The organism is Micromonospora sp. NBC_01412, assembly GCF_045040215.1.
In the GTDB taxonomy this organism is placed as follows: domain Bacteria; phylum Actinomycetota; class Actinomycetes; order Mycobacteriales; family Micromonosporaceae; genus Micromonospora; species Micromonospora rubida.
In genome coordinates this window covers 6,934,035-6,957,986 of record NZ_CP109528.1, presented here as the reverse complement: position 1 = coordinate 6,957,986, position 23,952 = coordinate 6,934,035, and the positions used below count along the sequence as shown (strand labels likewise).

Below are 23,952 nucleotides of genomic sequence, written 5' to 3'. Positions count from 1 at the left end.
GTGCGTTTGTTGAAGCAGTTCGTGGCCGTTCTGGCGGTCACCTTCGTCGGCAGTCAGGCCATCGCCGCGGTGGACGGGAACGCCTGGCTCACCCTGGCCCTGGGTGTGTTGACGGCGGTGGCCGCGATCCTCGTGTACGCGTGGGTGGTGCGGCGCACCGAACGGCGCGCGGTCACGGAGGTGGCCCGGGCCGGGGCCGGCGCCCGGATCGCCCGGGGGGTGCTGATCGGGGTCGGGATGTTCGCGGCCGTCATCGTCAACATCGCCTTCATCGGCGGCTACCACGTCAAGGGCCTGGGCTCGGTGTCGGGCGCGGTGGCGCTGTTCGGGTTCATGGCCGCCTCCGCCGCGACCGAGGAGCTGATCTTCCGCGGCGTCCTGTTCCGCGTCGTCGAGGAACGCACGGGCACCTGGATCGCGCTGTTGCTGACCGGCGTGGTGTTCGGCCTGATGCACCTGCTCAACCCGGACGCCAGCCTGTGGGGTGCGGTCGCCATCGCGGTCGAGGCCGGTTTCATGCTCGCCGCCTGCTACGCCGCCACCCGCAACCTGTGGGTGCCGATCGGCCTGCACTTCGGCTGGAACTTCGCCGCGGGCGGGATCTTCAGCGTCGTGGTCTCCGGCAACGGCGAGTCGAAGGGGCTGCTGGACTCCACGACGTCTGGCCCGGCCCTGCTCACCGGCGGCGACTTCGGGCCTGAGGGAAGCCTGTACACGGTGGCGGCGGGTGTGGTGCTGACCCTGGTGTTCATGTGGCTGGCCCACCGCCGCGGTCACCTCGTCCCGCGTCGCCGCCGAGCGGTCGGCGTCGAGCCGGCGACCGCTACGGTTTCCTGATGATCGGCTTTCGGATGGTCCCGGACTCGTGGCGGCGCTGGCCCGTCACGGTCCGGGATCTCCCGTTGGCGCTGCTGGTCGCCCTCGCGTCGGGGGTGCCGGCGCTGCACAACCACGGTACGCAGCTCGGCGACCTGCCGGGGCGTCCCTTCGACGCGCTGACCGTGATGGCGGTCGCCCTGGAGTGCCTCCCGCTCGCCGTCCGCCGCCGCTGGCCGGCGCTCTGCCTCGCCCTGGTGTCGGTCGGCTTCGCGATCGACCAGCTCCGCGCCTATCACACGGTCGCGGGCGCCGCGTTGGCCATCGCGCTGGTGAGCGCGGGGGCCCACCTGAAACGTCGTCGGCGCGCCACCGTGGCACTGGCCTCCGCCGCGTACGTGGCGCTGGCCGTCGCCCTCGACCGGCTCGGGTCGACCGAGGGCGTGACCGGGTTCGTCACGTTCTACCTTGCGACGACCCTCGCCTGGGGCATCGGGGCCTGGCTGCGGCAGTCCCGGGCCGCCGAGGCCGAACGCCGCCGCCACGTCGCCGTGACCGCCCGCACCGCCGAACGCACCCGCATCGCCCGCGAGCTCCACGACGTCGTGACCCATCATGTGACGGCCATGGTCGTGCAGGCCGAGGCGGCACGTTACCTGACCGCCGCCCCCGAACGCCTCGACACGACCCTGACGGCCATCACCGACACCGGCCGGCGGGCCATCACCGACCTGCGGCACCTGCTCGACCTGCTCAACCCCGACCACAGCGCCGAGCCGCGTACGCCGTCCGTCGGCGAGCTCCGCGCCCTCGTGGAGCAGACCCGACAGGCCGGGCAGCCGGTGGAGTTCACCGAGGAGGGTACGCCGGCCGAGACGACCGGCGGCGCCGAGCTCGCGGCCTACCGGATCGTGCAGGAGGCGCTGACGAACGCCCTCAAGTACACCCACGGCAGCCGCACCACTGTTCACGTGCACCATGGCGAAAGGGAGATCACGGTGGAGATCAGCACCGACGGCTCGGGCTCGTACGCCGCGGCCCCCGGCGAAAGCGGGCGCGGCCTCGCCGGGCTCCGCGAACGGGTCGGCGTGCTCGGTGGCGAGTTCAGCGCGGGACGGCGGGCGGGCGGCGGCTTCGTCGTGCGGGCCCGCATTCCCACCGGGAGCCCGTCGTGACCGCGCCGATCCGGGTGCTGGTCTGCGACGACCAGGCGCTGATCCGTACCGGCTTCACGACGATCATCGACGCCCAGCCCGACCTCGAGGTGGTGGGCGAGTGCGGGGACGGCCGCGCCGCGGTCGACCTCGCCGGCCGGCTGCACCCGGACGTGGTCGTGATGGACGTACGGATGCCGGTGCTCGACGGGATCGGGGCGACTCGCCTGCTGGCCGGCGCCGGGGTGGCCCAGCCCGTCAAGGTGCTCGTGGTGACCACGTTCAACCTCGACGAGTACGTGTACGAGGCGCTGCGCGCGGGAGCGAGCGGGTTCCTGCTCAAGGACGCCCCGGCGGCGCAGCTGCTGCACGGTATCCGCACCGTCGCGACCGGTGCCGCGCTGCTGGCGCCCGAGGTGACCCGGCAGCTCGTGGGCAGGTACGCGGCGCGGATCCGTCCCGCCGAGGGCACCCCGGACGACGTGGGGCTGACCCCGCGCGAACTGGAGGTGTTGCGCCTCATCGCCGACGGCCTGTCCAACGGCGAGATCGCCGCGACGCTGGTGATCAGCCACGAGACCGTCAAGACGTACGTGTCGCGCATCCTCACCAAGCTCGACCTGCGCGACCGCGTGCAGGCGGTGGTCTACGCCTACCGCGCAGGCCTGGTGACCTGACAGTGCCGGAGTTCGCGGCCGGCGGTGTCTCCTAGCTGTACTGACCGGGGACATTGATCAACCGCGTGAAGGGTGGCTGGTTCGCGCAGGCTGTGTGGGGTCGGTGATGGTTGTAGTGGTGCAGCCACGACTCAAGAGTGTCGCGTCGTTCCGTCTCTGATCGGTAGCAGCGGGCATAAGCCCACCCGTTGGCCATCGTGCGATGGAAGCGCTCGACCTTCCCGTTCGTCTGCGGTCGATACGGGCGCGTGTACCTCGGCCGGATCGACAGCGCCTCGCAGATATCACGCCACAGGTGCGAGCGGTAGGCACTGCCGTTGTCGGACAGCACTCGCTCGATCGTGACCCCGCGCTCGGCGAACCAGTCGGCCGCTCGGTGCAGGACGCCGATTGCAGTGACAGCAGTCTCGTCGTCGTGGACCTCGGTGTAAGCGACGCGGGAGTGGTCGTCGATGACGGTGTGGACGTAGGCGTAGCCCAGCTTGGGTCCGCCGTACTGGTTACCGTGGCTTGTCCGGCGTGCCGGTGCGGTTGCGGTCGCCTTGGCGTCGGCCGACGTAGCGCCAGCCACCGCCGTCGGGGATGTTCCCTAGCTTCTTCACGTCCACGTGCACCAGCAGCCCTGGGTGCGCGTGGACGTAACGGCGGATCGGTTCACCCGTCGCCCGATCGACGTGCGGCAGCCGATTCAATCGGGCAGTGGTGAGGATGCGGTGGACCGTGGAGGGCGCGATCCCGAGCCGCGCTGCTAGTTCTTCGGGCGGGAAGGCTGGTCGTGCATAGGCTCGCCGGCGCGGTAGCGGTCGACCCGGCGCTTCACGGTCGGCCACGAGACCTGGAAGCGGGCGGCGACCTCACTGATCGGCCAGCCCTCCTCGACGACGAGCTGGGCAACCTTCAGGCGGTGACGCGGTGTGAGGGCAGCGGCACCCCGAAGAGCCACGGCAACCGCGATGCCCCGGATGGAGCGGCAGACGACAGCGCACCCGCGACAAGGCCGCAGCGAGCCCGGCTCCCGCATGACAAGATGCGCCGAGCCGGCACTCGTAGCTGGGCAACCGGCTCGAGCGCAACAGCCCCGCTCTTTCAGACGGGCTCGGTCGACTCCGGGCCGGTATAGGACTGCGCCGTCGGCGTCGCCGTTGGATTCGCGTCCTCGTTGCTGTGGCGAAGACCATCGGCGCCGGCCCGGGGTCGGCAAGCATGCGTACGGCCTTTCCTTTGAACCTCGGGTCCTCGGTCTTTTCCAGGACACCCTTGTAGAAGTCGAGATCGTCGCGGCCCTGCGCCAGGCCTGTGGGGTGGCCCGGTTTGATCTCGCCGATCTCGATGGCGGTGTCGTCCCAGCGGGCGAGGTCGAGCCGGCCTTTCGTGCCCCGCCCGCCGCCGGCGACGACCTTCACCTCGCTATCGACGCCGAGCGCGCCCATCTTCGACTGGATCTGGGTGTGCGCCTGGGTGCCTGCCGGGCCCGGGTCGATGCAGAACCCGCAGCCGGCGGGCTCTTCGGCTTCGTCCTCGCTGCGCTGCACGGCGACGGTCGGCGCCTGGAGCCGCTGCGCCACGAGTGCGGCGACCGCCGCGTTGCCGGCCTGGCGCTGCAGTGCGACGAGGGACCAGGGCGTCATCACCGGACCGGTCGCGTTCGTGGGGCTGCGCCTGACGGGGGCGCCGGTCTTCGGTCGCTGTGACATATCGGTGCGACCAGAATCCTGATACGCGAATGACGCGCCCATCTTTGCATTCTAATCGGGAAACGCGGGCACGATAGTGCATGGTTTCCTGCCCTATCGGGACTCCGAGTCGGGGCCGGTCAGGAGCATCGTCGGCGACCATTTCAACTCCGGCGCCTTGCGTCCGTTACGTCGGGCGGTCTCCGCCAAGTGGTCCCAGGAGTCCTCGTCAATCCCCTGGACGTGCTCCTCCAGCAGGGCGCCGTCGGGATCCAAGGCGTCGTACCGCTCCCACTGCTCGGTGCAGAAGAGGAAACGTGCCAACAGGTTCGGTGACTCCGGCTCCTGGCCGCTGTCCATGGCGGCGGCCAGTGCCTCGGCGTCGCCCTCACTGGCGAGCAGGCACAACCACTCCCGGCCCGGGCCGGGGCCCAGCGCACGCAGCCAACAGCGGCACACCTCGGCGACCGGTGCCGGGAACGTCCCGCCCGCGAGGCGCACCAGCTCCGACACCACGGACGCCGGGTCGTAGCTGTCGAGCAGGTCGACCCGCCCTTTCAGGATCGCGACGACTGCGAGCCCGGTGCGGTACTGCCCGACCGGCGCGGGCCGGCACAGGTGGGGGTTGTCCAGCGCGAGGTCGAGCACCGCCTGGGAGGCGGTCCCCCCGCCGCCCAGGGCCGCCTCGAAGTCACCGAGGAGAACTGGATGGTCGGTGGCGCGCAGGACGCCGGCCATCGCCTCGCGCACCTTCGGATCGGGGCAGTCCAGCGCGGCCCGCAGCACCCGGCCACCGTCTGGTGGCGCGGTGATCAGCCGTACCCGCGGCTCGTGCGGACAGTCCGGCGCGGGCGCGAACAGGAACCGCGACGCCGGCCCCGGCGTATCGGCCAGCGCGGTCCAGATACGGTTGGACGCCTTCTGGTCGCTGCCCCAGGCTCGGGCCAGGGCCTCCTCGGCCATCGCCGAGACCCGCTCGTCCCGCGCACCCGACATCAGCCGGACCGCCGCGCCGGTATGACGGTGGCGGCGCCGCAACCGTCTACAGAGCAGCCGCGTGGCAAGTCGTGCCGCCGGCCCGCCGCCACTTACAGCGATCCGCTCCAGCATTCGCCCATCATCCCCAGGAACCGCCAAGGTCGCCAGGTGCTGCCAAATGGTGCCAGTGAGCGGTTGCCCTCGCGGGCGTGGTGGCGATTGACGGCGGCGACGGTGGTCGCTCCGGCGGTGCGGAGTGCGCTGCTGGCGGTGCCTGCTTCGGGCCTTGGACCTGTCAGTGAGGTCTGCTCAGCCCGGCGACGAGGACTTCGACGAGTCGGCGTGGGTCGTAGCGGGAATGGCCTGCGCCGGCGCAGAGACTTCCGGCGCCGCGCATGAGCTCGTAGGCGTCCTGGCCGGGACTGATCTCTTCCGAGCCTACGGCGGCGTCGAGCAGTTGAGCGCAGACGGGTTCGAGCTGGTCGAGGAAGTGTTGGTGCAAGGGGCAGAGCCCAGGCGGGTGTCGACCAGGGCGATTGCGAAGTCGGGCGGGGGCGCTTCGATCGGGAGGTCTGGGGGTTCTGCCGTAGGCGCCGCTCCATGGCGGGTGTGTCTCGCGGCGCCTATGGAGCTGAGTCGGATCCGACATCAGCCGCGCTCGGCGTGCTCGGCGACCGTGAGCGACGACCCGACGGGCGGTGGGTGAGGCGACGGCGGTGGCCCGACCGGCGTTGATGACGTAAACGACTCAGCTCCATAGGCGCCGCCCACGGCGTCGACCGCCCCGCCCACAGCTCCGCCCCGGCCATAGTTCCGCCGCGTCCACAGCTCCGCCCCGGCCACGGTCCCCCGGCCGACCGGGGACCGCACCCGCGACAACGCAATGACCCTGGGTGTGGACTCACATGAAAAGATGCGCCCGTGGACAGCGACATGACGATCGACGTGAGCGCACTGGCCATCAATGTCACGATCCCGGAAGAACTCCGCTGGACCGACACCCGACGCGGCGAGGAGTTCAGGCTGAGCACGCTCAACGTCCGGCTTCTCCCGGACGGGCGCCTCGCGGCGAAGGCCTACGGCCGACCGACCGCCGGCGGCCGGGGCGCGTACGTCTCGTTCCCCGTTCCCGACAGACCCGAGCTGATCGCGCTGGCGGACGAGGCGGCCCGGCGTGCCGGCGCGCTCTGGGCGGCCCACCGCGGTCTCGGCTAAGGGTTCGACTGCACGGGCACACGGTCATGCCGGCCCCGCCGGTAAGGTCCCGGCATGACTGCGGGAGACGGCGGGGCGCAGTGGCCCGCCGACAAGCTGACCGCACTGCGCCTCGGCCGACGCTTGGTGACCGAGGTGACCGCCTCCGGACCAGGCCGGCGAGCGTTCGTCGAGATCCGACCCGGCACCGCCGCCGACTCCGACGCGCGACGGCAGGGCTGGACCCGAAGCGACCGTGACCGCACCGACGCGCGACGGCAAGGCTGGACGCGAAGCGACCATGGCCGCACCTTCGGGCTGGAACACTGGGAGTACGACGCCGACCAGATCACCGGCTTCGACTACGACATCGGCGCGGTCCTGGTGCGGAGCACGACGGTCACCGACGAGACCCGGCTCGCCGGGGGCGCGGACATCAACGCCCGCCAGCGGGCCCGATCGAGCTGAATATGAAGCGTCGTCGTAGAGCGGGCTCCGGCCTCGGCAACCTCCGCTGTCCGGATGCGCTGGAAAAGGGTCCCGGGTGGACGGAACCGCCGGATGGCGGCGACCGCACGGCCGCATGGTCGATATGGCTCCGCCGAAGGCCGATTGGATACTGCACGTGCCCAATCGAGCGCCCAGGGTTATCAATCTGGGTGTCTGCTGACAGGAGATGACGTGCTCAGACGCACTGCAACCGTCGGAATCGCCCTGCTGGCCTGCCTTGCGGGTGCCGGCGCGCTGGCCATGCCGGCGCATGCCTGGCTACCCGAGTGCCCCATCGAGGAATGCGGCGGTGGCGGTGACGGTGGCGGCGGCGGCCCCGTTACGCCGCCTTCGCCGGCGTACAACCTGCAGGGCGTCATCCAACTGGAAGAGACCGGTCACGAGGGAGCCTGGCCGTTGCGCACCGGCGGCGTCAAGGTCCGTGGGTATTCACGGCTCGCCACCTGGGGCAACGACCGGGTGGACGCCAATTACATCAACGTGCGGTGCTTCGCCAACGTGCTCAGCTACAGCACGCAGGAGTACGACTCTGAGAACAACGGTGCGCTCGTTGATGTGCACTTCTGGTCTCCGACAGTCCCGGTCAGTGGCGTTCCCGTCCAGTCCCGGACGGTCACGGTCAACTGCGTCCACCACGCCGAGAAGTACGGCGTCAGTTACGACACCACCAGCACCGCGCAGTTCGTCATTTCCGAGTGATTCCCGGCGGGGTGCCCCGAACCGGGTCGCCCCGCCGGGCTGCTGCCGGACGACGCCATCGACTGGTATGGGCGTTGCCGCCTACCAGCTCAACTCCCCGAGTTCGTCCGTAAAGGTCCCGGTCGGGCCGTCCGCGCCGAGCGTGGCCAGGCGCACCACGGTCTTGGCACTTTCCACCACTGATCTCCCGATTCCGAAGGCGGCGGTCATGTCGGTGGCGGTGGCGCCGGGCTCGATTGCGTTGAACTTGATACCCGGCTGGGACTTGGCGTACTGGACAGTGAGCATGGTGGCTGCCGACTTGGACGCCGCGTAGAGCGCCAACGGCATATTGAACTCCGGCCGGTCGGGATTGTTCACCGCCCAGAAAGATCCAAGGCTGCTGGAAAGGGTGACCACCGTGGGGTTCGACGACTTTCGCAGCAGGGGCAGTGCTGCCTCCGTGACTCGGACAATCCCCACCGCGTTGGTGTCGAACACGCGGAGGGCCGTTGGTCCGTCGATGACTCCGGCCCCGAGGATACCCGCGTTGTTCACCAGGACGTCGAGTCGACCCTCGGCCGAATCAATAGTTGCCAGCGCGTCGCTCACCGACGCGTCGTCGGTCACGTCGAGCTGCACGAATCGTACGCCCAGTGCCGCCGCGGCCTTCTCGCCTCGCTCGACGTCGCGTGCGCCGATGTACACGATGTGACCCAGTTCGAGGAGCTGTTTGGCTGTCTCGAAACCGATGCCCTTGTTCGCGCCGGTGATCAGTGTGACGGTCATGTGTCTCCTCGAGTCTTGCGGCGGAGCGGGCCGTTGACAAGCCATGAACGACCGCGGTGCTCAAGCCCGGCCGCCTTTTGTACTGCTCGGTTGCAGGGCAACGGTAGCAGGTTTTGTACTGATCGGTCGGTGAGTCGGATCACCATCTGTACCGAGCGGTAGACTGAACCCATGAGCACTGAGACGCCCGCCATCGGACGACCGCGGGCCTTCGACGAGGAGACGGTCCTCGCCCGCGCCGCCGAGGTCTTCTGGCGACACGGCTACGAAGGTGCGTCGCTGAGCGTCCTCACCAGCGCGATGGGCATCAACCGGCCGAGCCTGTACGCCACGTTCGGCAGCAAGGAGCAGCTGTTCCAGCGCGCCTTCGCCCGCTACCACGAGACCCAGGTGGCCAGCGCTCGCGCCGCACTCGAACAGCCCACCGCGTACGCCGCCATAGAAGCGTTCCTGCGCTCCAGCGCCGACGGCCTCACCGCCGACGATCACCCCGCCGGCTGCCTCTCCATCCAGGGAGGGCTGGCCTGCTCGCCGGAGAACGCCCGCATCTCCGAGATCCTGGCCGCCGGCCGGGCCGCCACCGAGTCCGCCCTCGAAGAACGACTGTCCCGCGCGGCGAAGGAAGGAGACCTCCCGGACGGCATGGATGCCCGGGCGCTGGCACGATTCGTGATGGCGCTCAGCGCGGGCCACGCCGTCCACGCCGCGTCCGGCGCGAGCCGCGAAGATCTCCAGGCCTCCGTCGACATCGCCCTGCGAGCCGTCGCGCTCCACTCCTGAGTGCCGTTGCCGTACTCAGTGGTCAAGTCCGAGATCGGTCTTGAGTTCGCGGTAGTCGTGCTCGATGCGCCAGCGGCTCTTGGCCAGGCGTGTCGAGGGCGTCAGGTGGCGTCGAGGTCGGGTCTGCCCCGATCGGGGCGTAGGACGTCGAAGGCCTTCTCCGTCAGGTCGGGCAGCAGGCCGACGCAGTCGCCGGCCACCCAGATCGCGATCGCGGCGTTCAGTGCGCCGATCGCCGCACCCGCAAGGGTGCGGGGCCGCAGGTCCACGTCGATCTCGCAGCCGAGTCGTGCCGCCAGGGCCTCCGCGACCGTCTGTTCCCAGGCGGGCTGAAGCTTCTGCCGAAAGTAGCTGCTCACCGGAGCCGAACTCGCTCCGTGTTCACCTGCCGTGGTGGATGAACGGTGCCCACCGGCTCGGCTGGTACGGATCCTGCCGTCGCAGCCGCGCCGTCACCCCGTGCAGCGCCTCCGCTGACCGGGACGGGTCGAGTGCGCCGCCTTGGGCGGCAAGCACGTCGTACAGCTCGGCAGCCACGGCAGCCGCGGTGTCGTCGCCGATCGCCCACAGCGTGGAGACGACCTGGCGGAACCCAGCCACCTGGAGGGCGGCGGCCAGGTGGCCGGCCTCGTCGGGCAGTTCAGCGCCGCCCATGGCGGTGTGGCAGGCCGACAGCACCGCCAGGTGCGCGTCGGAGAGATCCAACCGCGCAAGGTCCGTGGTGGTGAGCGGGGCGTCGGCGAGGAACAGCGCGGCCCGACCCTCCGAGCCGACGTCGCCGTGGCAGGCGAAGTGGGCGCAGGTCTGCCCGGCCAGCAGCTCCGTCACCCGGGCAAGGGTGGCCGACGCTCCGCTCAGGACTATGGCGTCGGGAAAGCGGGACCGTAGCAGGTCGGCCTCCCGGGCTGCGGCGGGCAGGTCGGGCAGCCCGGTGACGTAGCCGGGCCGCTCGGCGCAGGCCACCACCAATAGTCGGTGCTCCGACGACCGTGACGGCCGGCGGGCATGGCGCAGCGACCGCACGGTCGAGGTGGTCGATGAGACCACCCGGTCGAGCACCGCGCGCCCTACGGGCTGGTCGTCGGGATCGTGATAGCCGGCGGCGTGCAGCGGGGCCAGGGCGAGCGGGCCAGTCGGGCACCACCACAGCCTCGTCACCGACGGTGGCAGGGCGGCGAGCACCGGGGCCGCGACCGCGTCCCACAGCCACTCCAGGTAGCCCAGCAGCACCTGCTCGCGGGGCCCCGACGAGAGGCCGCCGACGCCGACCTGGGTCACCGTCTCAAGGTATCGACTGGTGCGCTCGTCGGCCTGCGCCGCGCTCAGCTCCGGCAGTGGCACGACGTGGACGTCCCGCTCGGTGAGCACGAGCGCGTCGCACCGGTGGCGGCTCACGTTGACCAGCACCACCGGGCCGTCGGTCGCCGCCTGCGCCAGCTCGACGAACGGCGTGGGCAGCAGGAAGTTGGCGAATCCGGGCCGGGCGCGTACGGCCGCAACGGCCTCGTCCCACCCCCGTGCCGAACGGCGCCGGCGCGCGGCGTCAGCCGACCCGTCGGTGCCCACCGGTTGGTCCTCGCGTAGTGCGGCGAGTCGGTCGGCGAGGTCCGGATGGGCCGCGCGCAGCGCGGTCAACTCGGCCCGGCCGTCCAGCACCTGCCCCCACCACAGGGACCGTCCGTGGTCGAGCAGTTCCACCGCCCGCCGGGGGGTGCCGGCGGCGATCGCCGCGGCTGCGGCGTCGCACGCGACGATCGCCCAGCGCTTGACCAGGGTGTCGCGGTCCGCGGCCCCGAGCCCCCGCCACACGGTCAGGTGCAGCTGCGCCACGGCGTCGTCGTAGGCCCGGGCGGCGTCGTTCCACCCGGCGCGACCGTCGGCGGCGAACTCGGCCCGGAGCCCGGCGAGCATCGCCAGCGCGTCCATCCGGTCGAAGGAACGGTCGGGGCCCACCTCCGCCACCCCGTCAAGCACGGCGAGGGCCTCCTCGGCGCGACCGAGGTCACCAAGCACCTGGGCCAGGCCCAACCGGGCAGTCAGGTGGGCCGGCGAGCCCGGCGGCACCGCGGCGAGGACGTCGCCGAACTCGTCGACCGCCTCGAGCAGATCATCGCGGCGCTCCGGGCCACGGTCCCGCAGGGCAAGAGCGAGGTTGAGCCGTGTGTTCGGGTTCGGATCGACTGCCGCCGCCGCGCGCAGGTGGGTCACCGCCGCGTCCAGGTCGTCCGGGTTGCGCCCGAGAACGAAGCGATGACGCAGCCGGTTGCCGAGGTTTGCCCGCGCCAGGTTGGCGACGTCCCCGGTGCCGGCTGCCGCCAGGGCCGCCTGCCCCACCTCGATCGCCTCGTCCAGGTCGAAGCGCCGCCCGGTGTGCTGCGACCGGTAGACCAGCGCGGTGCCCAGCGTGAGCAGGTAGCGGGCATGACTCGGATCCTCCCGCTCGGTCAGCTCCACGGCGCGGCGGCTGTGTGCGATCGCCTCGTTGAGGTCGGCCACGTCGCGGTCGCGTAGGAACCGGTTAATCAGGGCCGCGGCGAGGTTGATCAGCTCACCGCGGAGGTGCGTGGGGCTCAACGCGGGGCGGTCGACGGCCTCACGCAGCAGATCGACCGCTTCGTCCAGGTCGGCGGCCAGCCCGTGCGCCTCGAAACGGCGCATCAGTGCCGGGCCCAAGGGAATGGCGATCATCGGACGGGCCGGATGACCGGCGGGCAACCGCGCCAGCAGGGTGTGCCCGTCGTCGCGGACGCGCTCCAGCAGGGCGAGGTCGCCGGTGCGCTCGTACGCGCCGAGTAGGCCGGCGAGCGCCGCGCTGTGCCGGGCCAGATCCTCGACGTCGTCGACGGCGACCTCGGCCGCCGGGCGCAGTGGCGTGGAGCCGGGGCCGGCGACGAACACCAGGTCGGGGGGTAGGCGCACCGGGGGCTGCGGACCCCGCAGGTCGACGATCTCGGCCAGCGCGCCCTCGGCCGACGCGCGTATCGTGTCGTCCGCTGCCCGCTCGGCGACCAGCCGCAGGTGGTGCGCGGCAGTGTCCAGGTCGGCCACATCGCCGGTCAGCCGGTAGCGGTCACGGTGCCCCAGGCCCAGGTTGTGCAACATGGCCATCGCCGCGGGATGCTCCGCCGGGTACAGGTCGAGCACCTCGCGGGTGGACCGCAGCATCGCGTCGAGCGCCTCCGCGCTGCCCGTCTGCTGGTAGCGCAATAGGTGTACGCCGCTGAGCAGAGCCACGAACGGCAGGTGGTTGGGATCACCGGCCGGGCACAGCCGCACCGCCCGTTCCACCTCCTCGGTGGCCTCACCGATCCGCGACCCGTCGCCGGTGCGTTCCGTCCACTGGATCAGGGCGGCGCCGCGCAGGGCGGCCAACGCGGCGCGGTCGGGATGGTCGACGGGCAGCAGCAGCACCGCCTGCCCCAGCAGCTCGGCCGCTGCGGCGTGCATCGGGGCTGTGCCGGTCGACGCGCCGAGGTCGTTGAGCTCCCGGGCGGCGAGCACGGCGTCCTCGACGTGGCGTTGTACGCCCGTGACGACCCCCAGCCGCAGCGACAGGCCGGCGAAGGAGTACAGGAAAACGCCCGTCAGGTCGGGCTGCTCCACCGGGGCCAGCCGGGCCAGCTCCCGGTAGACCTCGACGCAGCCCGCGAGGTCCTCGGGTGAATCGGCGACCTCGGCGCGCGCTTTCCGCGCCTCGCCGATGACGAGCAGGGCGGCGAACCGCTCCGGCGCGTCGGCGGGACAGCGCGCCAGCGCATACGCTCCCGCGGCCACCGCCTCGTCGAGGTCGGCGGTCCGGCCGGACTCACGGAACCGGGCGAGCCAGCCCCGGACCTCCCGCAGCGCGGCACCGATCCGATCCTCGTCACCCGCTGGCCGGTCGCGTCGTCGAAACACCGCACAACCTCCCGTGGTCGGCGTGACACCCAGGGTAGAGCAGCTCGATAGACTCAGGCGCCCACAACGGACCGGGGAGGTCACTCAGGTGCAGTCCGATGTAGACGTCCTGGCCGTGTGGTGCGCTCTACTGCCCGCGCTGCGCGAGCAGGCCCGGGCCAACGGCGTGCTCGACCGGCTCGACCGCGACGCCGAGCGGGTCCGGGCGGGCGGCTCCGCGCGGCAGGCGCTGCTCAAGTGGCAGCCACGCGACGCCGCCGGGGAGCTGCGCGGCTGGGCCGACCGACCGACGGCCGGGCTGGCCGGGCTGCCGGGGCTGGCCCACACGCCGGGTGTCGGTGCGGGGGACTACACCTGCCCGCGGGACCGGTGCGCCCGCCGCGCCACCCGTGACGAGCACGGCCACCCGCCCCGCTGCCCCGCCTTCGGCACCCCGATGCGGCCGGCATGATCGGCGTCCTCACCGAGGTCGGCAAGCGGATCAACGGCCGCTGGCTGACTGCGGTCCTCCTGCCGGGTCTGCTGCTGGTCGCCGTCGCGGCGGTCGCCGTCGCGCTCGGTCACACCCGCCCGTTCGACGTGGACCACCTCGCCGCGACGACCGGGCGGGCGGGCCGCGACCTGGCGGCGGATCCGGGACGGCTGGTGGTCACGCTGGCCGCCGCCCTCGTCGCGGCGGGGCTGGCCGGCACGGCTGCACCCGGCCTCGGGCGGCTCGCCCAGCGCTGGTGGCTGCGCGAGCGCTTCCTCACCGGTGACCTGATCACCCGTACCCGGTGGTCACGGCGCTCCCGGGCGCTCGCCGCCGCGCGCCGCGCCGACGCGCCCGTCGTCGCCGCGTACCTGCCGCAGCGTCCCACCTGGCTGGGCGACCGGGCCCGGCTGGTGGAGGTGCGGGTGCGGGCGCAGTACCACCTCAGCGCGGCGCTGGTGTGGCCACGGCTGTGGCTGCTGCTGGACGAGGACTCCCGCCGCCCGATCAGCGACGTGCGGACCCGCTACGGCGAGGCCGTCGCGCTGGTCGGCTGGGCGGTGCCGTACCTGTTGCTCGGGCTGCGGTGGTGGCCTGCGCTGCTGGTCGGGGCGGGGATGCTGCTGACCGCCTGGCGTCGCCTGCGCGACACGCTGGCCGAGTTGGCCGAGCTGATCGAATCCGCGCTCGACCTGCGCCTGCGTGACCTGGCGGAGGCACTCGGCCAGCCGCTGGCCGGTGCCGAGCCGAGCCCCGCCGAGGGGCGGGCGCTCGACGACCGGCTCGGCAAGGCCGGGCCCGTGTAGCGACCCGAGGAGCACCGGATGAGATTCCTGCCGTCCCGACCCAAGCCGCTGCCCGCCGACCTGGACCGGCGCGCCCGGGCCGCGCTGGCCCTCTTCGACGCCGGCCAGTATGCGCTCGCCGAGCGCGCCTGGCACACCCTGCTGGCCGACTGCGAGCGCCAACTGGGTCCGGATCATCCCGAGACCCTGTGCACCCTCGACCGGCTCGGGTCCGCGCTGTTCCGCCTCCGTCGGCCGGTCGAGTCGGCCGACCGGCACCGCGAAGCTCACCGCCGGGCCGCCGCCAGCCTCGGCCGCCGCCATCCGACGACACTGATGTACGCCTACAACCTTGGGTGCGCACTGGTGCTGATCCACGAGTGGGGCGAGGGGCTGCCGGTGCTGCGGGAGACCCTGCGACGCCAGCGGCGCGAGCTCGGCGAGGCGCATCCGGCCACCCTGGTCACGGCCAAGACCCTCGGGGTGTCGCTGTTCATGGCCGGCGACGCCCAGGCCGCGTTGGAACTGCTCGAATCCAGCTACCAGGTGGCTGCCCAGGCCTTCGGACCGCACGACCCGCTGGTGCGTGACATCGGCGAGAACCTGCGGGTGGCGCGGCGCAACACCCACCGAACCTGAAGGACGTCGGGGGTGCGTGGACTTCGGGATCGCCGAGCGGCCCTGCTGCATTCCTTGTCTGAGCACAACGACGGTTCCTGCCGAGACAACTCGGCCGTGGCCTAACATCGAGTGTCTCCGGACGCCTGATCGCGGCGGGTGCCGGTAACCGCAGTACGGGGCAGGCGTCCCGCGCGGGAGTGGCCGGTCAGGGTGGCGCCATCCACGACTACGTCGAAGTCGAGATTGAGGCGCATCGGGCGGGTCACCGACTGCCGCCAGGTCACCCGAGGGCCGTCGCAGACGAGTGCGGCCAGCGCCACGGTCTCCGACGCGGTCGACGCGGTGCCGGTGAGCGCGCCGCTGACGTCGTCGAAGACATAGGTGGCGCGCAGGGTGCCGATCGGGGTCTTCAAGCTGACGTCCCAGGTGCCGAGAATGGGGTGCACGAGCGCCTCCCTTCAGACCGTGACGGGCGCGAGGCCGGCATTGCGCCACACGATGCCGCGCCGTTCGTACTCGAAGAGGGTTTCGACGGCGTGCGCGACGCGCGGGCCGAACTCGCGCTCCAGGATGTGCAGCCCGAGGTCCAGGCCGGACGTGACGCCACCGGCGGTGACGAGGTCGCCGTCGTCGACGACCCGCGCCGGCACCGCGCGGACGCCCGTCGCGTCGAGCACGTCCATGCCGAGGTGGTGGGTCACCGCGTGGCGGCCGTCGATCAGGCCGGCCATGGCCAGGGCGAGCGACCCGCCGCAGACGGCCGCGACCGTGACGTCGGGGTTGTGGAGGGCGGCGCGCAGCAGCGGTACGACCGCCGACTCGGCGAATCGGGCCAGCAGTACGGGGATCGTCACCGCGCCCTGGTCGGGGTCGCCGACCGTGGGCCCGCTGGCACCGGGTACGACGACGTAGCCCGGCCGGTCCGGGTCCAGCTTCCCGGTCGCCCGCAGCAGCAGGCCGCGGGTGCCACTGACCACGTCCCGCCGGCCCTCGGCGGAGACGAGCTCCAGGGTCAGGGCACCTCCGGCCGCGTCGCTTCCGGCCGCGAGGACCTCGAAGGGGGCGATGACATCGAGCGGGTCGAACCCGTCGAACAACACGATCTGCACCAACATGGCTCAGATCCTCGGCGTCACCGGTCGACGCGACCAGTGGCAAGATTGCCATCGTTCGACTGTTTCCTGCCGCGCCCTTCGACAGAGGAGTGTCGCCGTGCACACCGTGCTCGTCCTGGCGCTACCGGACACGATCGCGTTCGACCTCGCCACGCCGATCGAGGTGTTCGGCCGGGTGCGGCTGCCGGACGGTCGGGCCGGCTACCGGGTGCTGGTCTGCGGCAGCGAGCCCACGGTCGACGCCGGCCCGCTGCGACTGGCCGTCGACCACGGCCTCGACGCGCTCGCGGGCGCCGACACCGTGATCGTGCCCGGTCGGTACGATCCGGCCGTGCCGGTGCCCGCTGCGGCACTGGGCGCGCTGCGGGCCGCTGCGGCCGCCGGCACCCGCATCGCCTCGATCTGCGTCGGCGCGTTCACGCTCGCCGCCGCCGGGCTGCTCGACGGCCGGCGGGCCACCACGCACTGGGCCGCCGCCGAGCGGTTGCGCGCGGCGTTCCCGGCCGTGCGGGTCGACCCCGAGGTGCTGTACGTCGACGCGGGCCAGTTCGTCACCTCGGCCGGGGCGACGGCGGGCGTCGACATGTGCCTACACCTCGTGCGCCGCGACTACGGTGCCACAGTCGCCGCCGACGCCGCCCGGCAGGCCGTGGCGGCATTGCACCGCGACGGCGGGCAGGCGCAGTTCATCGTGCGCCCAGGGGCGGGCGGCACCGAGATCGGCCTCGGCGCGGTCCTGCAGTGGCTGGAACTGCACGCCTGCGAGGGGCTGACCCTGGCCGATGTGGCCGCCCATGCCGGGCTCAGCGTGCGCACCCTCAACCGCCGCTTCCACGAGGAGACCGGCCGCACCCCGATGCAGTGGGTCACCGCCGTGCGCGTCCGCCGGGCGCAGGAGCTGCTGGAGAGCACCGATCACGGTGTCGACCGGATCGCGCACCTCGTCGGCTTCGCCTCGCCGGCGCACTTCCGCGTCCAGTTCAAGCGAATCAGCGGGGTGGCGCCGCAGGCGTACCGCAGCACCTTCCGCCCCCGGCCCCGCACGGCGACGGGCGCGCCCGCGTAGCGCACACCGTCAGCCGGTGCTGCGCTCCCCGCCCACCGGTAGGGTCACGGATTGACTGCGGGGCACGACGGGCCCGGCGCACCGGCTCGGGCGCGCCGGTGAACCGGGACAGCGCGGCCGGCAGGCCCAGGTCGGCACAGTCCTTCCCCCGGAAGGGCACGGGCTGCGGCGGAGACCAGGACACGTCCCGTGCTGCCCACCGCCACCACCCGGTCGCCGGCCAGCCCGGCCCCGCCCCGCCCCGCCCCGCCCCGCCCCGGGACACAGTGGCCTTGGGTGTCGATCAAGAAGTTTATGTCGGGATCGGCGATCAAACTTGACGTAAACCTCTTGATCACCGCCGCGGGGTGGGGGTGGGACGCCTTGCTCAGCCTGCGGGATCGGGACCGGGCGGAGGTAAGTGCCCGTTCGGTGGGGGATGCCCCCGGAGGGTGGCGGACCGCCCGGTTTGGAGCCACTCCAGGCTGGAGACCCGCCCGACTTTTCAGGGCCTTGGCGGTCAGGCGCCGAAGCTACCTCGGGTCGTCGGTCTGCCAGGGGTAGCGGAACACGTCCGTGAAGTGACTCAGCACGGGTGTCGCGTTGCGGTCGTGTCCGGCAATCGCCGGACATTCGCCTTGGCAGTCGGCGGGACTGGGGAGCGAAGGCTCAGAGGCGTGTGGCTATGCGGACTAGGTCGGCGAGTGCTCGGGAGCGGCTGTGTGGCGGCCAGGCGATGACGGTCGTCACGGTCGGCGCGTCTAGAACCGGCACGGCGGCCAGGCCTTCGAGCAGGTTGGCTCGGCAGGATTCGGGCATGACCACGGTGGTGCGCCCAAGCGCGATCAGCTGGAAGAGCTGCGTCTGGTTGCGTACTTCCGCGCCGGGGCCTTCGGGGTAGGCGCCGCCGGGGCCGGGCCAGCGGGCAAGCGGGAGGTCCGACAGTGAACTGACATCCGCTGTCCGGACGTGGGATCTGCCGGCGAGTGGATGCGAGGTGGGAAGGATGGGCTACCTGTCCCTCGGTGTTCAGGATTTCGGTGTCGAGTTCGGCCGTCGAGTCGAAGGGTTGATGCAGTAGTGCCACGTCGGCCTGGCCGTCATGCAGCGTTTGCTGGGGCTGGGATTCGCAGAGCAGCAGGTCGACGGCGACGGCACCCGGCTCGGCGGCGTACGCGTCGAGTAGCTTTGCCAGTAGTTCGCCGGAGGCGCCGGCCTTGGCGGCCAGGACGAGCGAGGGCCGACTCGTCGCGGCATGCTGGGTGCGCCGCTCGGCTGCGGCCAGCGCCCCGAGGATCGCCCGGCCTTCGGCCAGCAGCACTGATCCGGCTTCAGTGAGCGTGACTTTGCGGCTGGTGCGTTTCAGCAACGGAACTCCGAGTCGTTGCTCGAGCTGAGTGATCGTCCGCGACAGCGGCGGCTGGGCGATACCCAGGCGCTGGGCGGCCCGGCCGAAGTGCAACTCCTCGGCGACCGCAACGAAGTACCGCAACTCCCGCGTCTCCACCCGTTCAGACTACCGTTCGATCCATATCAGCTGGGTATCGTTGCGTGACTCAGACGGTGTTGGTGCCTGCCGGTTGCCCGTTACGTTCAAAGGCATGAGCGAACAGACGATTGCACTGGTCACAGGCGCGAACAAGGGAATCGGATACGAGATCGCGGCCGGGCTCGGCGCGCTGGGCTGGAGCGTCGGAATCGGGGCTCGGGACGAGCAGCGCCGGGAGGACGCCGTGGCGAAGCTACGTGCGGCCGGCGTCGACGCGTTCGGTGTGCCCCTGGATGTGACCGACGACGCGAGCGTTGCGGCCGCCGCCGCACTGATCGAGGAGCGCGCCGGGCGGCTCGACGTGCTGGTCAACAACGCCGGCGTCGCCGGGGCATGGCCGGAGGAGCCCTCGACCGTTACGCCGGAGGGTATGCGGGCGGTGGTGGAGACCAACGTGATCGGCGTCGTGCGGGTCATCAACGCGATGCTGCCGCTGCTGCGCCGCTCCGAGCGCCCGCGGATCGTCAACCAGTCCAGCCACGTCGCTTCCCTGGCCTTGCAGACCACGCCGGGCGTCGACCTCGGCGGCGTCAGCGGGGCGTACTCACCGTCGAAGACGTTCCTCAACGCGGTCACCATCCAGTACGCCAAGGAGCTGAGCGACACCAACATCAAAATCAACAATGCCTGCCCCGGCTACGTCGCGACCGATCTCAACGCCTTCCACGGAACCAGCACGCCCGCAGAAGGCGCCAAGATCGCCATTCGGCTCGCCACGCTGCCGGACGACGGCCCGACCGGAGGGCTGTTCGACGACGCCGGGAATGTGCCCTGGTGACGAGCCTCCTGCTCGCCCACCGTTGAGATGCCCCACGAGGTCTCCGGGCTGCCAAAGACCTCGTGGGGTGTCGCGCAACGGACGCGAACGAATGGGGGAACTTCGCATCATGGCTGCCATCTGAACTCCGGACGACATACGGCGAATCGGCTCTGCCGACGAACTGCAGACTGCCGCCAAACGTACCGACGGGACCCTGTGGCGCTGGTTGCCGATTTGGTTCGTGTGCGTCAATGAGCAGGTATATGTGCGAACCTGGTACCGAGGGAACACCGGCTTGTCGATGCCGCCTCAATCGTGACCAGGAACAGTACGAATAACGGCTGCCCGATGGCGGCTGACCTGCCTGTCGGATCAAGATGCGGGGGGAATGGAGACCCCGTCGTCGTCGAGTGGCGAGCCGTCCAATGCACGGTCCGTCTCGACGGCGGTCAGCCGCACCGTCACGTCGCCGTCGGGGGTTGGGAATCGGGTGAAGTCCAGCAGAACGAATCCCAAACGATTGCTGCCCCGCACGCCGCCGCCGATGGGCGTCGTGCTCACGCCATTGACGAGCCACTGGTAGAGCGACTGTGCGTCCTCGTCCCGCCAGCTCTTCAAGTCGGCGTGGTGAACCGCCATGGTCAGCTTTTCTGCCAGGTATCCGGGGTCGCAGAGGCTGATGATCGTCAGATCGAGTTTCTCGAACCGGTGTCCCGCCCCGAAGTGCCACAGGGCCCGCACTTCACGGACCCCCGGGCTCAGCGGCCGCGCGAAGAACATCCAGTCGTACTCGTCCATGAAGGGCGCGTGGCGCTTGAGCCAGCTCGCCCTGTCCCGCTCCACCACGACCCAGGGCGAAGGGACCTCATTGAACTCGTCGGTCCACACCACCTCGGGGATCTCCCATGCCTCGAGCCAGGATCTGACACGTTCCCGATTGGCCAGGAACGCGTTGCGCAGCTCCTCGTGCTGGTGGTGACGTCTAGTCATCGCCGATCACTCCCCGTAGTCCCAATCGAGGCCCCAGATGCGGACATTGCCCTTGTGGTCACCGGTGACGATCGTGCCGAACGCGGCATCGGCGCGTATCGCATTCACGCATTCGGCGTGGCCGTGCAGCGACCGGATCCGGCGCCCTGCGCGCAGATCCCAGACGTCGACGGTCTGTTCTCCCGGGTCTCCCGCCACGGCGAACCTCCCGTCGGAGGACACCGCCACCTTGTCGATTCCGTGCAGGAGTTCGGACGGCTCGTCGAGGGCCCTCCCGTCGAACACCAGATCCCCGTTCGCGGGGTTCCAGACCACGAAGCCCGTCGTTCCGGCGATGACGGCAAGGCGCCGATTGTCAGCGAAGGCCAGGTCCGCCATTGAGCTGCGCTTGACCCCGTCGAGGCGGTACAGCGGGTGCCTGCCGCCCGGCCGCCAGGCGGTGACGCGGTGCATCTCGGCCAGCAACAGCACGCCAGCGGCGAAGCGGATCTCGGTGTGCGCGTCGACGTGTTCGAAGGACTTCACCGGCTTTCCCGTGTCGATCGACCGGACCTCCACAGTGCTCGTGTCGCCGGTTCGCAGTAGCACCGCGATCGAGCGGGACTTCTCGTCGGCTGTGACGCCGACGATCGTCCCGCGCCCGGTGCGGACCGTCGCGATGTGGGCGGCGGCCTCCAGCGACCACACCGTCGCCAGCCCATGTCCGAACCCGACCGTCAGCAGGTCGCCCGAGATGTCGAGCGTCGTGTTCCCCTCATCGCGGAGCCGGGCGCCGACGACTTTGAACCGCGGCTGGAACGTCGCGGTGTCGTGGCACGCCACCGACCCGTCCGCGTACCCGATGATCACGTCGCGCCCGGCTCGGGCGAAGTGCAGTCTGGTGGCGGGGTTCCGTCGCTGGATCACCGAACCGGCCTTCTCAAGCGTCTCCAGGTCGAAGATCTCGACCTCGTCCAAGTTGGCGGGGAAGGCGAACAGCCTCCCGGAGTCGCTGACATCGAAGGCCCCGCGGGTGAGCGTCACGTCGGACAGCACCTGCTCCACCCAGATACCGTTCAATCCGGTCCGCCGCAGGTTCCGGCCCGCGGCCCGTGACGCCCGACGCACACGAGGATGGCGTTGATAGCCGGGAATGGCTCTCGCCTCGTGGATCGCGTCGGTCGCGCGCCGGCCCTCCCCGGTCACGATCATCCCTTCGATGCGTTCCATCACCTGCTCGAATGCTCGTTCCTCGTGCGCGAGGACACCGACCGGGCGAGGCGGCGCGTACGACCAGGGGGCGAGATGTCCGCGCAGCGGCATGGGGAGGCGGGACAGCGAGGTCCGGTCACGGTAGCCGGCCGATTCGGCGATGACGGCGTACCCGCAGTCGCCGCTGAACGCGGTCGCGTCGCGATGCGTGCCCCGCTCCCAGTCCTTGGGGAAGGTGCGGACGCACCGACGGTTGGCGAGTTCGAGGACCTGGAGGTCTCCGGTCCCGGGTTCGAGCAGGGCCCAACCCGCCCGGCCAGAGACGCCGAGCATGCGGTATCCCATGAGCCAGGGGATCTCCCAGCGTCGCGGCTCGTCCCAGACCCGCATGTCCACCATCATCATGGAGCGGAAGTCGAGCCTCAGGACGACCGAACCGTCCGCCGCCAGGGCGACCTTCTGGTCGTCCCGATCCGACCCGTCGGAAGGTATGCGCAGGCCCCGCTTCCTGGTACGACGCAGCGGCCACCACTGCTCCACCCGGTGATCGACGTCGGAGTTGGGACGCCCCAGCGAGGCGGAGACGAACACCTCGGCGTCCTCGCCGAGGATCACCCGGGTGACCCTGCCCTCGTGGGCCCGGATGTCGGCAACCGGCTGCCACGTGCCGGCGCGGAAGACGAGGACACGACCGTCGGCCGTTCCCACCGCCGCGAAGCCGCCCTCGGGGCTGAGCGCCACGGCAGTTCCTCCCTCCCACCGGCCTTCGAGATCAGCGGCTCCGTCGGCGAGATGCCACCTCTCGACCAGGAAATCCTGGTAGCAGACGAGGACCCGGGTGCCGGCGTGGTCGATGGCGACGTCGACGGGAGTCCGACCGGAATCGGCGAGTTCCCCGACGACCCGGCCCTCGAACGCGTCCCAGATCCGCACCCGGCCCGACTCCTCCGCCACCACGACATGTGTCGCGTCGTGGTCGCAGGCCATCGCCACGACCTTGCCGGACGTCCACCCGAACACTTCGAGGGTGCCTCTCGGCTCCAACCGGGCGCAGCGTTCGCTCGCGGCCGCGATCTCGGGCGAGCCCGGATGCTTCCGGGCCGCCTGGGCCAGGTGGTGCGCCGCGAGGACACCGTCGCCACGTTCCATGTGCACCATCGCGGCCAGGTAGTCCGCTTCCCACGAGTCGCCGGTGGCGCGCAGTTCCGACAGCAGGGTCTCGTCGGTGACCCGGCCGTCGGCCCACCTGATGAGCCCGCGGTTGTAGACCGCGCGGACGTTGTGCGGATCGATCGCCCTGGCTCGCTCGAACAGCTCGATCGCCCGGTTCGGCTCACCGAGGTCCCACAGCGACAGCGCCTTGTTGGACAGGCCGTCGGCCCGCAGCGACGGCGGGACCTGGTTGGAGTGCGGGTAGGGGGTCCCGGTGCGGTCGGCGTACACCTCCAGGAGGACGGCCTCCGCCTCCGCCGTGTCGCTGACCCGCGACCGGGGGTCGCGGGCGAGGCAGCCCGCCAGGAGGTCGCGCAGCGCTTGCGGGAGATCGCCGCGTAGTGCCGCCAGCGCATCCGCGCCGCCGTGGCCCCACTCCCAGAGCCGACGCCCGTGCAGCAACTCGATCACCGTCAGCGCCCAGGACCACATGTCGCTGGCCCGGCCGATCCTGCCGTCCGGATCGACCTGCTCGGGGGAGCAGTACTGCGGCGTGAAGCCGCCGAGCGTCGCGTACGCGGTCTCGGCGCCACCCTCCGGGGTGTGGGAGACGGACGCCTTCGCCTTGGCCGTTCCGAAGTCGGTCACCCTCGCCGTCTCGCCGTCGTACATGACGTTGGAGGGCTTGATGTCCTGGTGCACCAGACCCGCGGCATGGGCGTGCCCGATGCCGCGCAGCATCTGGATCGCGACGTCGAGGGCCCGCGGGAGGTCGCGGCACCGACCCTCCCGCACCGCCGAGGTCAGGTCGCCGCCCGTGACCCATTCGGCGAAGACCACCGGGTACGCGCCGACGCGCTGCACGTAGTTGCAGCCGACCACGTTCGGATGGGGATCGAGATCGGTCCAGGCCTGCGCCTCCTGGGCGAGCAGGTCAAGAATGCCGGGGGCCGCGGCCAGGTCGGGGCGGGGCGTCTTCACGGCGAGGTCGACGCCCCAGGCGAGGTGATGGGCGCGGTACACAAATCCCATGCCGCCCGTCTCGACGACCTCCTCGATGCGGAACGTGTCGAGGACGATCTCCCCTGGCCGCCACCGGATCACCTCCCCCGCGTTCACACCGAGG

The 23,952-nt window shown here is 71.2% G+C and carries 23 protein-coding genes and 3 pseudogenes; 13 read left to right on the top strand and 13 right to left on the bottom strand.

Annotation, left to right across the window (positions count from 1 at the left end; all coding sequences use genetic code 11):
* From OG617_RS30305 to OG617_RS30295, 3 genes are read left to right on the top strand one after another with little or no spacing between them, the layout of a single operon-like run.
* Positions 1-837 (top strand): CPBP family intramembrane glutamic endopeptidase, encoded by an 837-nt coding sequence (locus OG617_RS30305; protein WP_405096319.1) that lies wholly within the window; start codon positions 1-3, stop codon positions 835-837.
* Positions 837-1,991 carry a sensor histidine kinase gene (locus OG617_RS30300; protein WP_405096318.1) on the top strand — a complete coding sequence of 385 codons (1,155 nt, stop codon included), beginning with the start codon at positions 837-839 and terminating at the stop codon, positions 1,989-1,991. Before OG617_RS30305 ends, OG617_RS30300 begins: the two co-directional genes overlap by 1 nt.
* The gene (locus OG617_RS30295) at positions 1,988-2,647 is read left to right on the top strand and encodes a response regulator (RefSeq protein WP_405096317.1); all 660 of its coding nucleotides are present in this window, start codon (positions 1,988-1,990) and stop codon (positions 2,645-2,647) included. The genes OG617_RS30300 and OG617_RS30295 overlap by 4 nt, the downstream gene beginning before the upstream one ends.
* Before the next feature lie 31 nt (positions 2,648-2,678).
* On the opposite strand, the pseudogene OG617_RS30290 reads toward OG617_RS30295, so the two are convergent.
* From OG617_RS30290 to OG617_RS30275, 4 genes and pseudogenes are all read right to left on the bottom strand, one after another.
* A pseudogene (locus tag OG617_RS30290) lies at positions 2,679-3,590 on the bottom strand (IS481 family transposase).
* Positions 3,502-4,383 (bottom strand): hypothetical protein, encoded by an 882-nt coding sequence (locus tag OG617_RS30285; RefSeq protein WP_405096316.1) that lies wholly within the window; start codon positions 4,381-4,383, stop codon positions 3,502-3,504. Before OG617_RS30285 ends, OG617_RS30290 begins: the two are co-directional and overlap by 89 nt.
* A gap of 51 nt (positions 4,384-4,434) precedes the next feature.
* Positions 4,435-5,316, bottom strand: coding sequence for a hypothetical protein (locus tag OG617_RS30280; protein WP_405096315.1), 882 nt, complete (start codon positions 5,314-5,316; stop codon positions 4,435-4,437).
* 277 nt (positions 5,317-5,593) lie between these two features.
* A pseudogene (locus OG617_RS30275) lies at positions 5,594-5,800 on the bottom strand (TetR family transcriptional regulator); the annotation flags it as partial.
* A gap of 431 nt (positions 5,801-6,231) precedes the next feature.
* Here OG617_RS30275 and OG617_RS30270 point away from each other — a divergent pair.
* The 3 genes from OG617_RS30270 (at position 6,232) to OG617_RS30260 (ending at position 7,701) form a co-directional block, all read left to right on the top strand.
* On the top strand, positions 6,232-6,513 hold the full coding sequence (locus tag OG617_RS30270; protein WP_405096314.1) for a hypothetical protein: 282 nt from the start codon (positions 6,232-6,234) through the stop codon (positions 6,511-6,513).
* Positions 6,514-6,567: 54 nt separating this feature from the next.
* Positions 6,568-6,960: a hypothetical protein gene (locus OG617_RS30265; protein WP_405096313.1), complete on the top strand. Its 393-nt coding sequence runs from the start codon at positions 6,568-6,570 to the stop codon at positions 6,958-6,960.
* Between the two features lie 213 nt (positions 6,961-7,173).
* Positions 7,174-7,701, top strand: a complete 528-nt coding sequence (locus OG617_RS30260) for a hypothetical protein (RefSeq protein ID WP_405096312.1) — start codon at positions 7,174-7,176, stop codon at positions 7,699-7,701.
* 81 nt (positions 7,702-7,782) lie between these two features.
* On the opposite strand, the gene OG617_RS30255 is transcribed toward OG617_RS30260, so the two are convergent.
* Positions 7,783-8,469, bottom strand: coding sequence for an SDR family NAD(P)-dependent oxidoreductase (locus OG617_RS30255; RefSeq protein ID WP_405096311.1), 687 nt, complete (start codon positions 8,467-8,469; stop codon positions 7,783-7,785).
* A gap of 171 nt (positions 8,470-8,640) precedes the next feature.
* Here OG617_RS30255 and OG617_RS30250 point away from each other — a divergent pair, with 171 nt between their 5' ends.
* The gene (locus OG617_RS30250) at positions 8,641-9,249 is read left to right on the top strand and encodes a TetR/AcrR family transcriptional regulator (RefSeq protein ID WP_405096310.1); all 609 of its coding nucleotides are present in this window, start codon (positions 8,641-8,643) and stop codon (positions 9,247-9,249) included.
* Between the two features lie 101 nt (positions 9,250-9,350).
* On the opposite strand, the gene OG617_RS30245 is transcribed toward OG617_RS30250, so the two are convergent.
* A complete protein-coding gene (locus tag OG617_RS30245; protein WP_405096309.1) occupies positions 9,351-9,608 on the bottom strand; it encodes a hypothetical protein in 258 nt (85 codons plus the stop codon).
* A 22-nt stretch (positions 9,609-9,630) separates the two neighbouring features.
* Entirely contained in the window at positions 9,631-13,146 is a 3,516-nt protein-coding gene (locus OG617_RS30240) for a CHAT domain-containing protein (RefSeq protein WP_405096308.1), read from the bottom strand.
* An 88-nt stretch (positions 13,147-13,234) separates the two neighbouring features.
* Between OG617_RS30240 and OG617_RS30235 the strand changes: the two genes are divergently transcribed.
* From OG617_RS30235 to OG617_RS30225, 3 genes are read left to right on the top strand one after another with little or no spacing between them, the layout of a single operon-like run.
* Complete coding sequence (locus OG617_RS30235; protein ID WP_405096307.1) at positions 13,235-13,597, top strand: hypothetical protein; 363 nt, start codon at positions 13,235-13,237, stop codon at positions 13,595-13,597.
* Positions 13,594-14,424, top strand: a complete 831-nt coding sequence (locus tag OG617_RS30230) for a hypothetical protein (RefSeq protein WP_405096306.1) — start codon at positions 13,594-13,596, stop codon at positions 14,422-14,424. The genes OG617_RS30235 and OG617_RS30230 overlap by 4 nt, the downstream gene beginning before the upstream one ends.
* Before the next feature lie 18 nt (positions 14,425-14,442).
* Entirely contained in the window at positions 14,443-15,042 is a 600-nt protein-coding gene (locus OG617_RS30225) for a tetratricopeptide repeat protein (protein ID WP_405096305.1), read from the top strand.
* Between the two features lie 101 nt (positions 15,043-15,143).
* Here OG617_RS30225 and OG617_RS30220 read toward each other — a convergent pair whose 3' ends face one another.
* Together OG617_RS30220 and OG617_RS30215 are read right to left on the bottom strand one after the other, a co-directional pair.
* Positions 15,144-15,470, bottom strand: a complete 327-nt coding sequence (locus OG617_RS30220) for a hypothetical protein (protein ID WP_405096304.1) — start codon at positions 15,468-15,470, stop codon at positions 15,144-15,146.
* 12 nt (positions 15,471-15,482) lie between these two features.
* Positions 15,483-16,139 carry a DJ-1/PfpI family protein gene (locus OG617_RS30215; protein WP_405096303.1) on the bottom strand — a complete coding sequence of 219 codons (657 nt, stop codon included), beginning with the start codon at positions 16,137-16,139 and terminating at the stop codon, positions 15,483-15,485.
* Between the two features lie 97 nt (positions 16,140-16,236).
* On the opposite strand from OG617_RS30215, the gene OG617_RS30210 reads away from it, so the two are divergent.
* A complete protein-coding gene (locus OG617_RS30210) occupies positions 16,237-17,205 on the top strand; it encodes a GlxA family transcriptional regulator (RefSeq protein WP_405096302.1) in 969 nt (322 codons plus the stop codon).
* 61 nt (positions 17,206-17,266) lie between these two features.
* On the opposite strand, the pseudogene OG617_RS30205 reads toward OG617_RS30210, so the two are convergent.
* Together OG617_RS30205 and OG617_RS30200 are read right to left on the bottom strand one after the other, a co-directional pair.
* Positions 17,267-17,489, bottom strand: a pseudogene (locus tag OG617_RS30205) (hypothetical protein); the annotation flags it as partial.
* 281 nt (positions 17,490-17,770) lie between these two features.
* Entirely contained in the window at positions 17,771-18,691 is a 921-nt protein-coding gene (locus tag OG617_RS30200) for a LysR family transcriptional regulator (RefSeq protein ID WP_405096301.1), read from the bottom strand.
* A 94-nt stretch (positions 18,692-18,785) separates the two neighbouring features.
* Here OG617_RS30200 and OG617_RS30195 point away from each other — a divergent pair, with 94 nt between their 5' ends.
* Together OG617_RS30195 and OG617_RS30190 are read left to right on the top strand one after the other, a co-directional pair.
* Positions 18,786-19,511 carry an SDR family NAD(P)-dependent oxidoreductase gene (locus OG617_RS30195; protein WP_405104012.1) on the top strand — a complete coding sequence of 242 codons (726 nt, stop codon included), beginning with the start codon at positions 18,786-18,788 and terminating at the stop codon, positions 19,509-19,511.
* A 136-nt stretch (positions 19,512-19,647) separates the two neighbouring features.
* A complete protein-coding gene (locus OG617_RS30190; RefSeq protein ID WP_405104011.1) occupies positions 19,648-19,812 on the top strand; it encodes a DUF2255 family protein in 165 nt (54 codons plus the stop codon).
* 53 nt (positions 19,813-19,865) lie between these two features.
* On the opposite strand, the gene OG617_RS30185 is transcribed toward OG617_RS30190, so the two are convergent.
* Both OG617_RS30185 and OG617_RS30180 read right to left on the bottom strand, forming a co-directional pair.
* Complete coding sequence (locus OG617_RS30185) at positions 19,866-20,483, bottom strand: hypothetical protein (RefSeq protein ID WP_405096300.1); 618 nt, start codon at positions 20,481-20,483, stop codon at positions 19,866-19,868.
* 6 nt (positions 20,484-20,489) lie between these two features.
* On the bottom strand, positions 20,490-23,945 hold the full coding sequence (locus OG617_RS30180; protein ID WP_405096299.1) for a protein kinase domain-containing protein: 3,456 nt from the start codon (positions 23,943-23,945) through the stop codon (positions 20,490-20,492).
* Between the last annotated feature and the right edge of the window lie 7 nt (positions 23,946-23,952).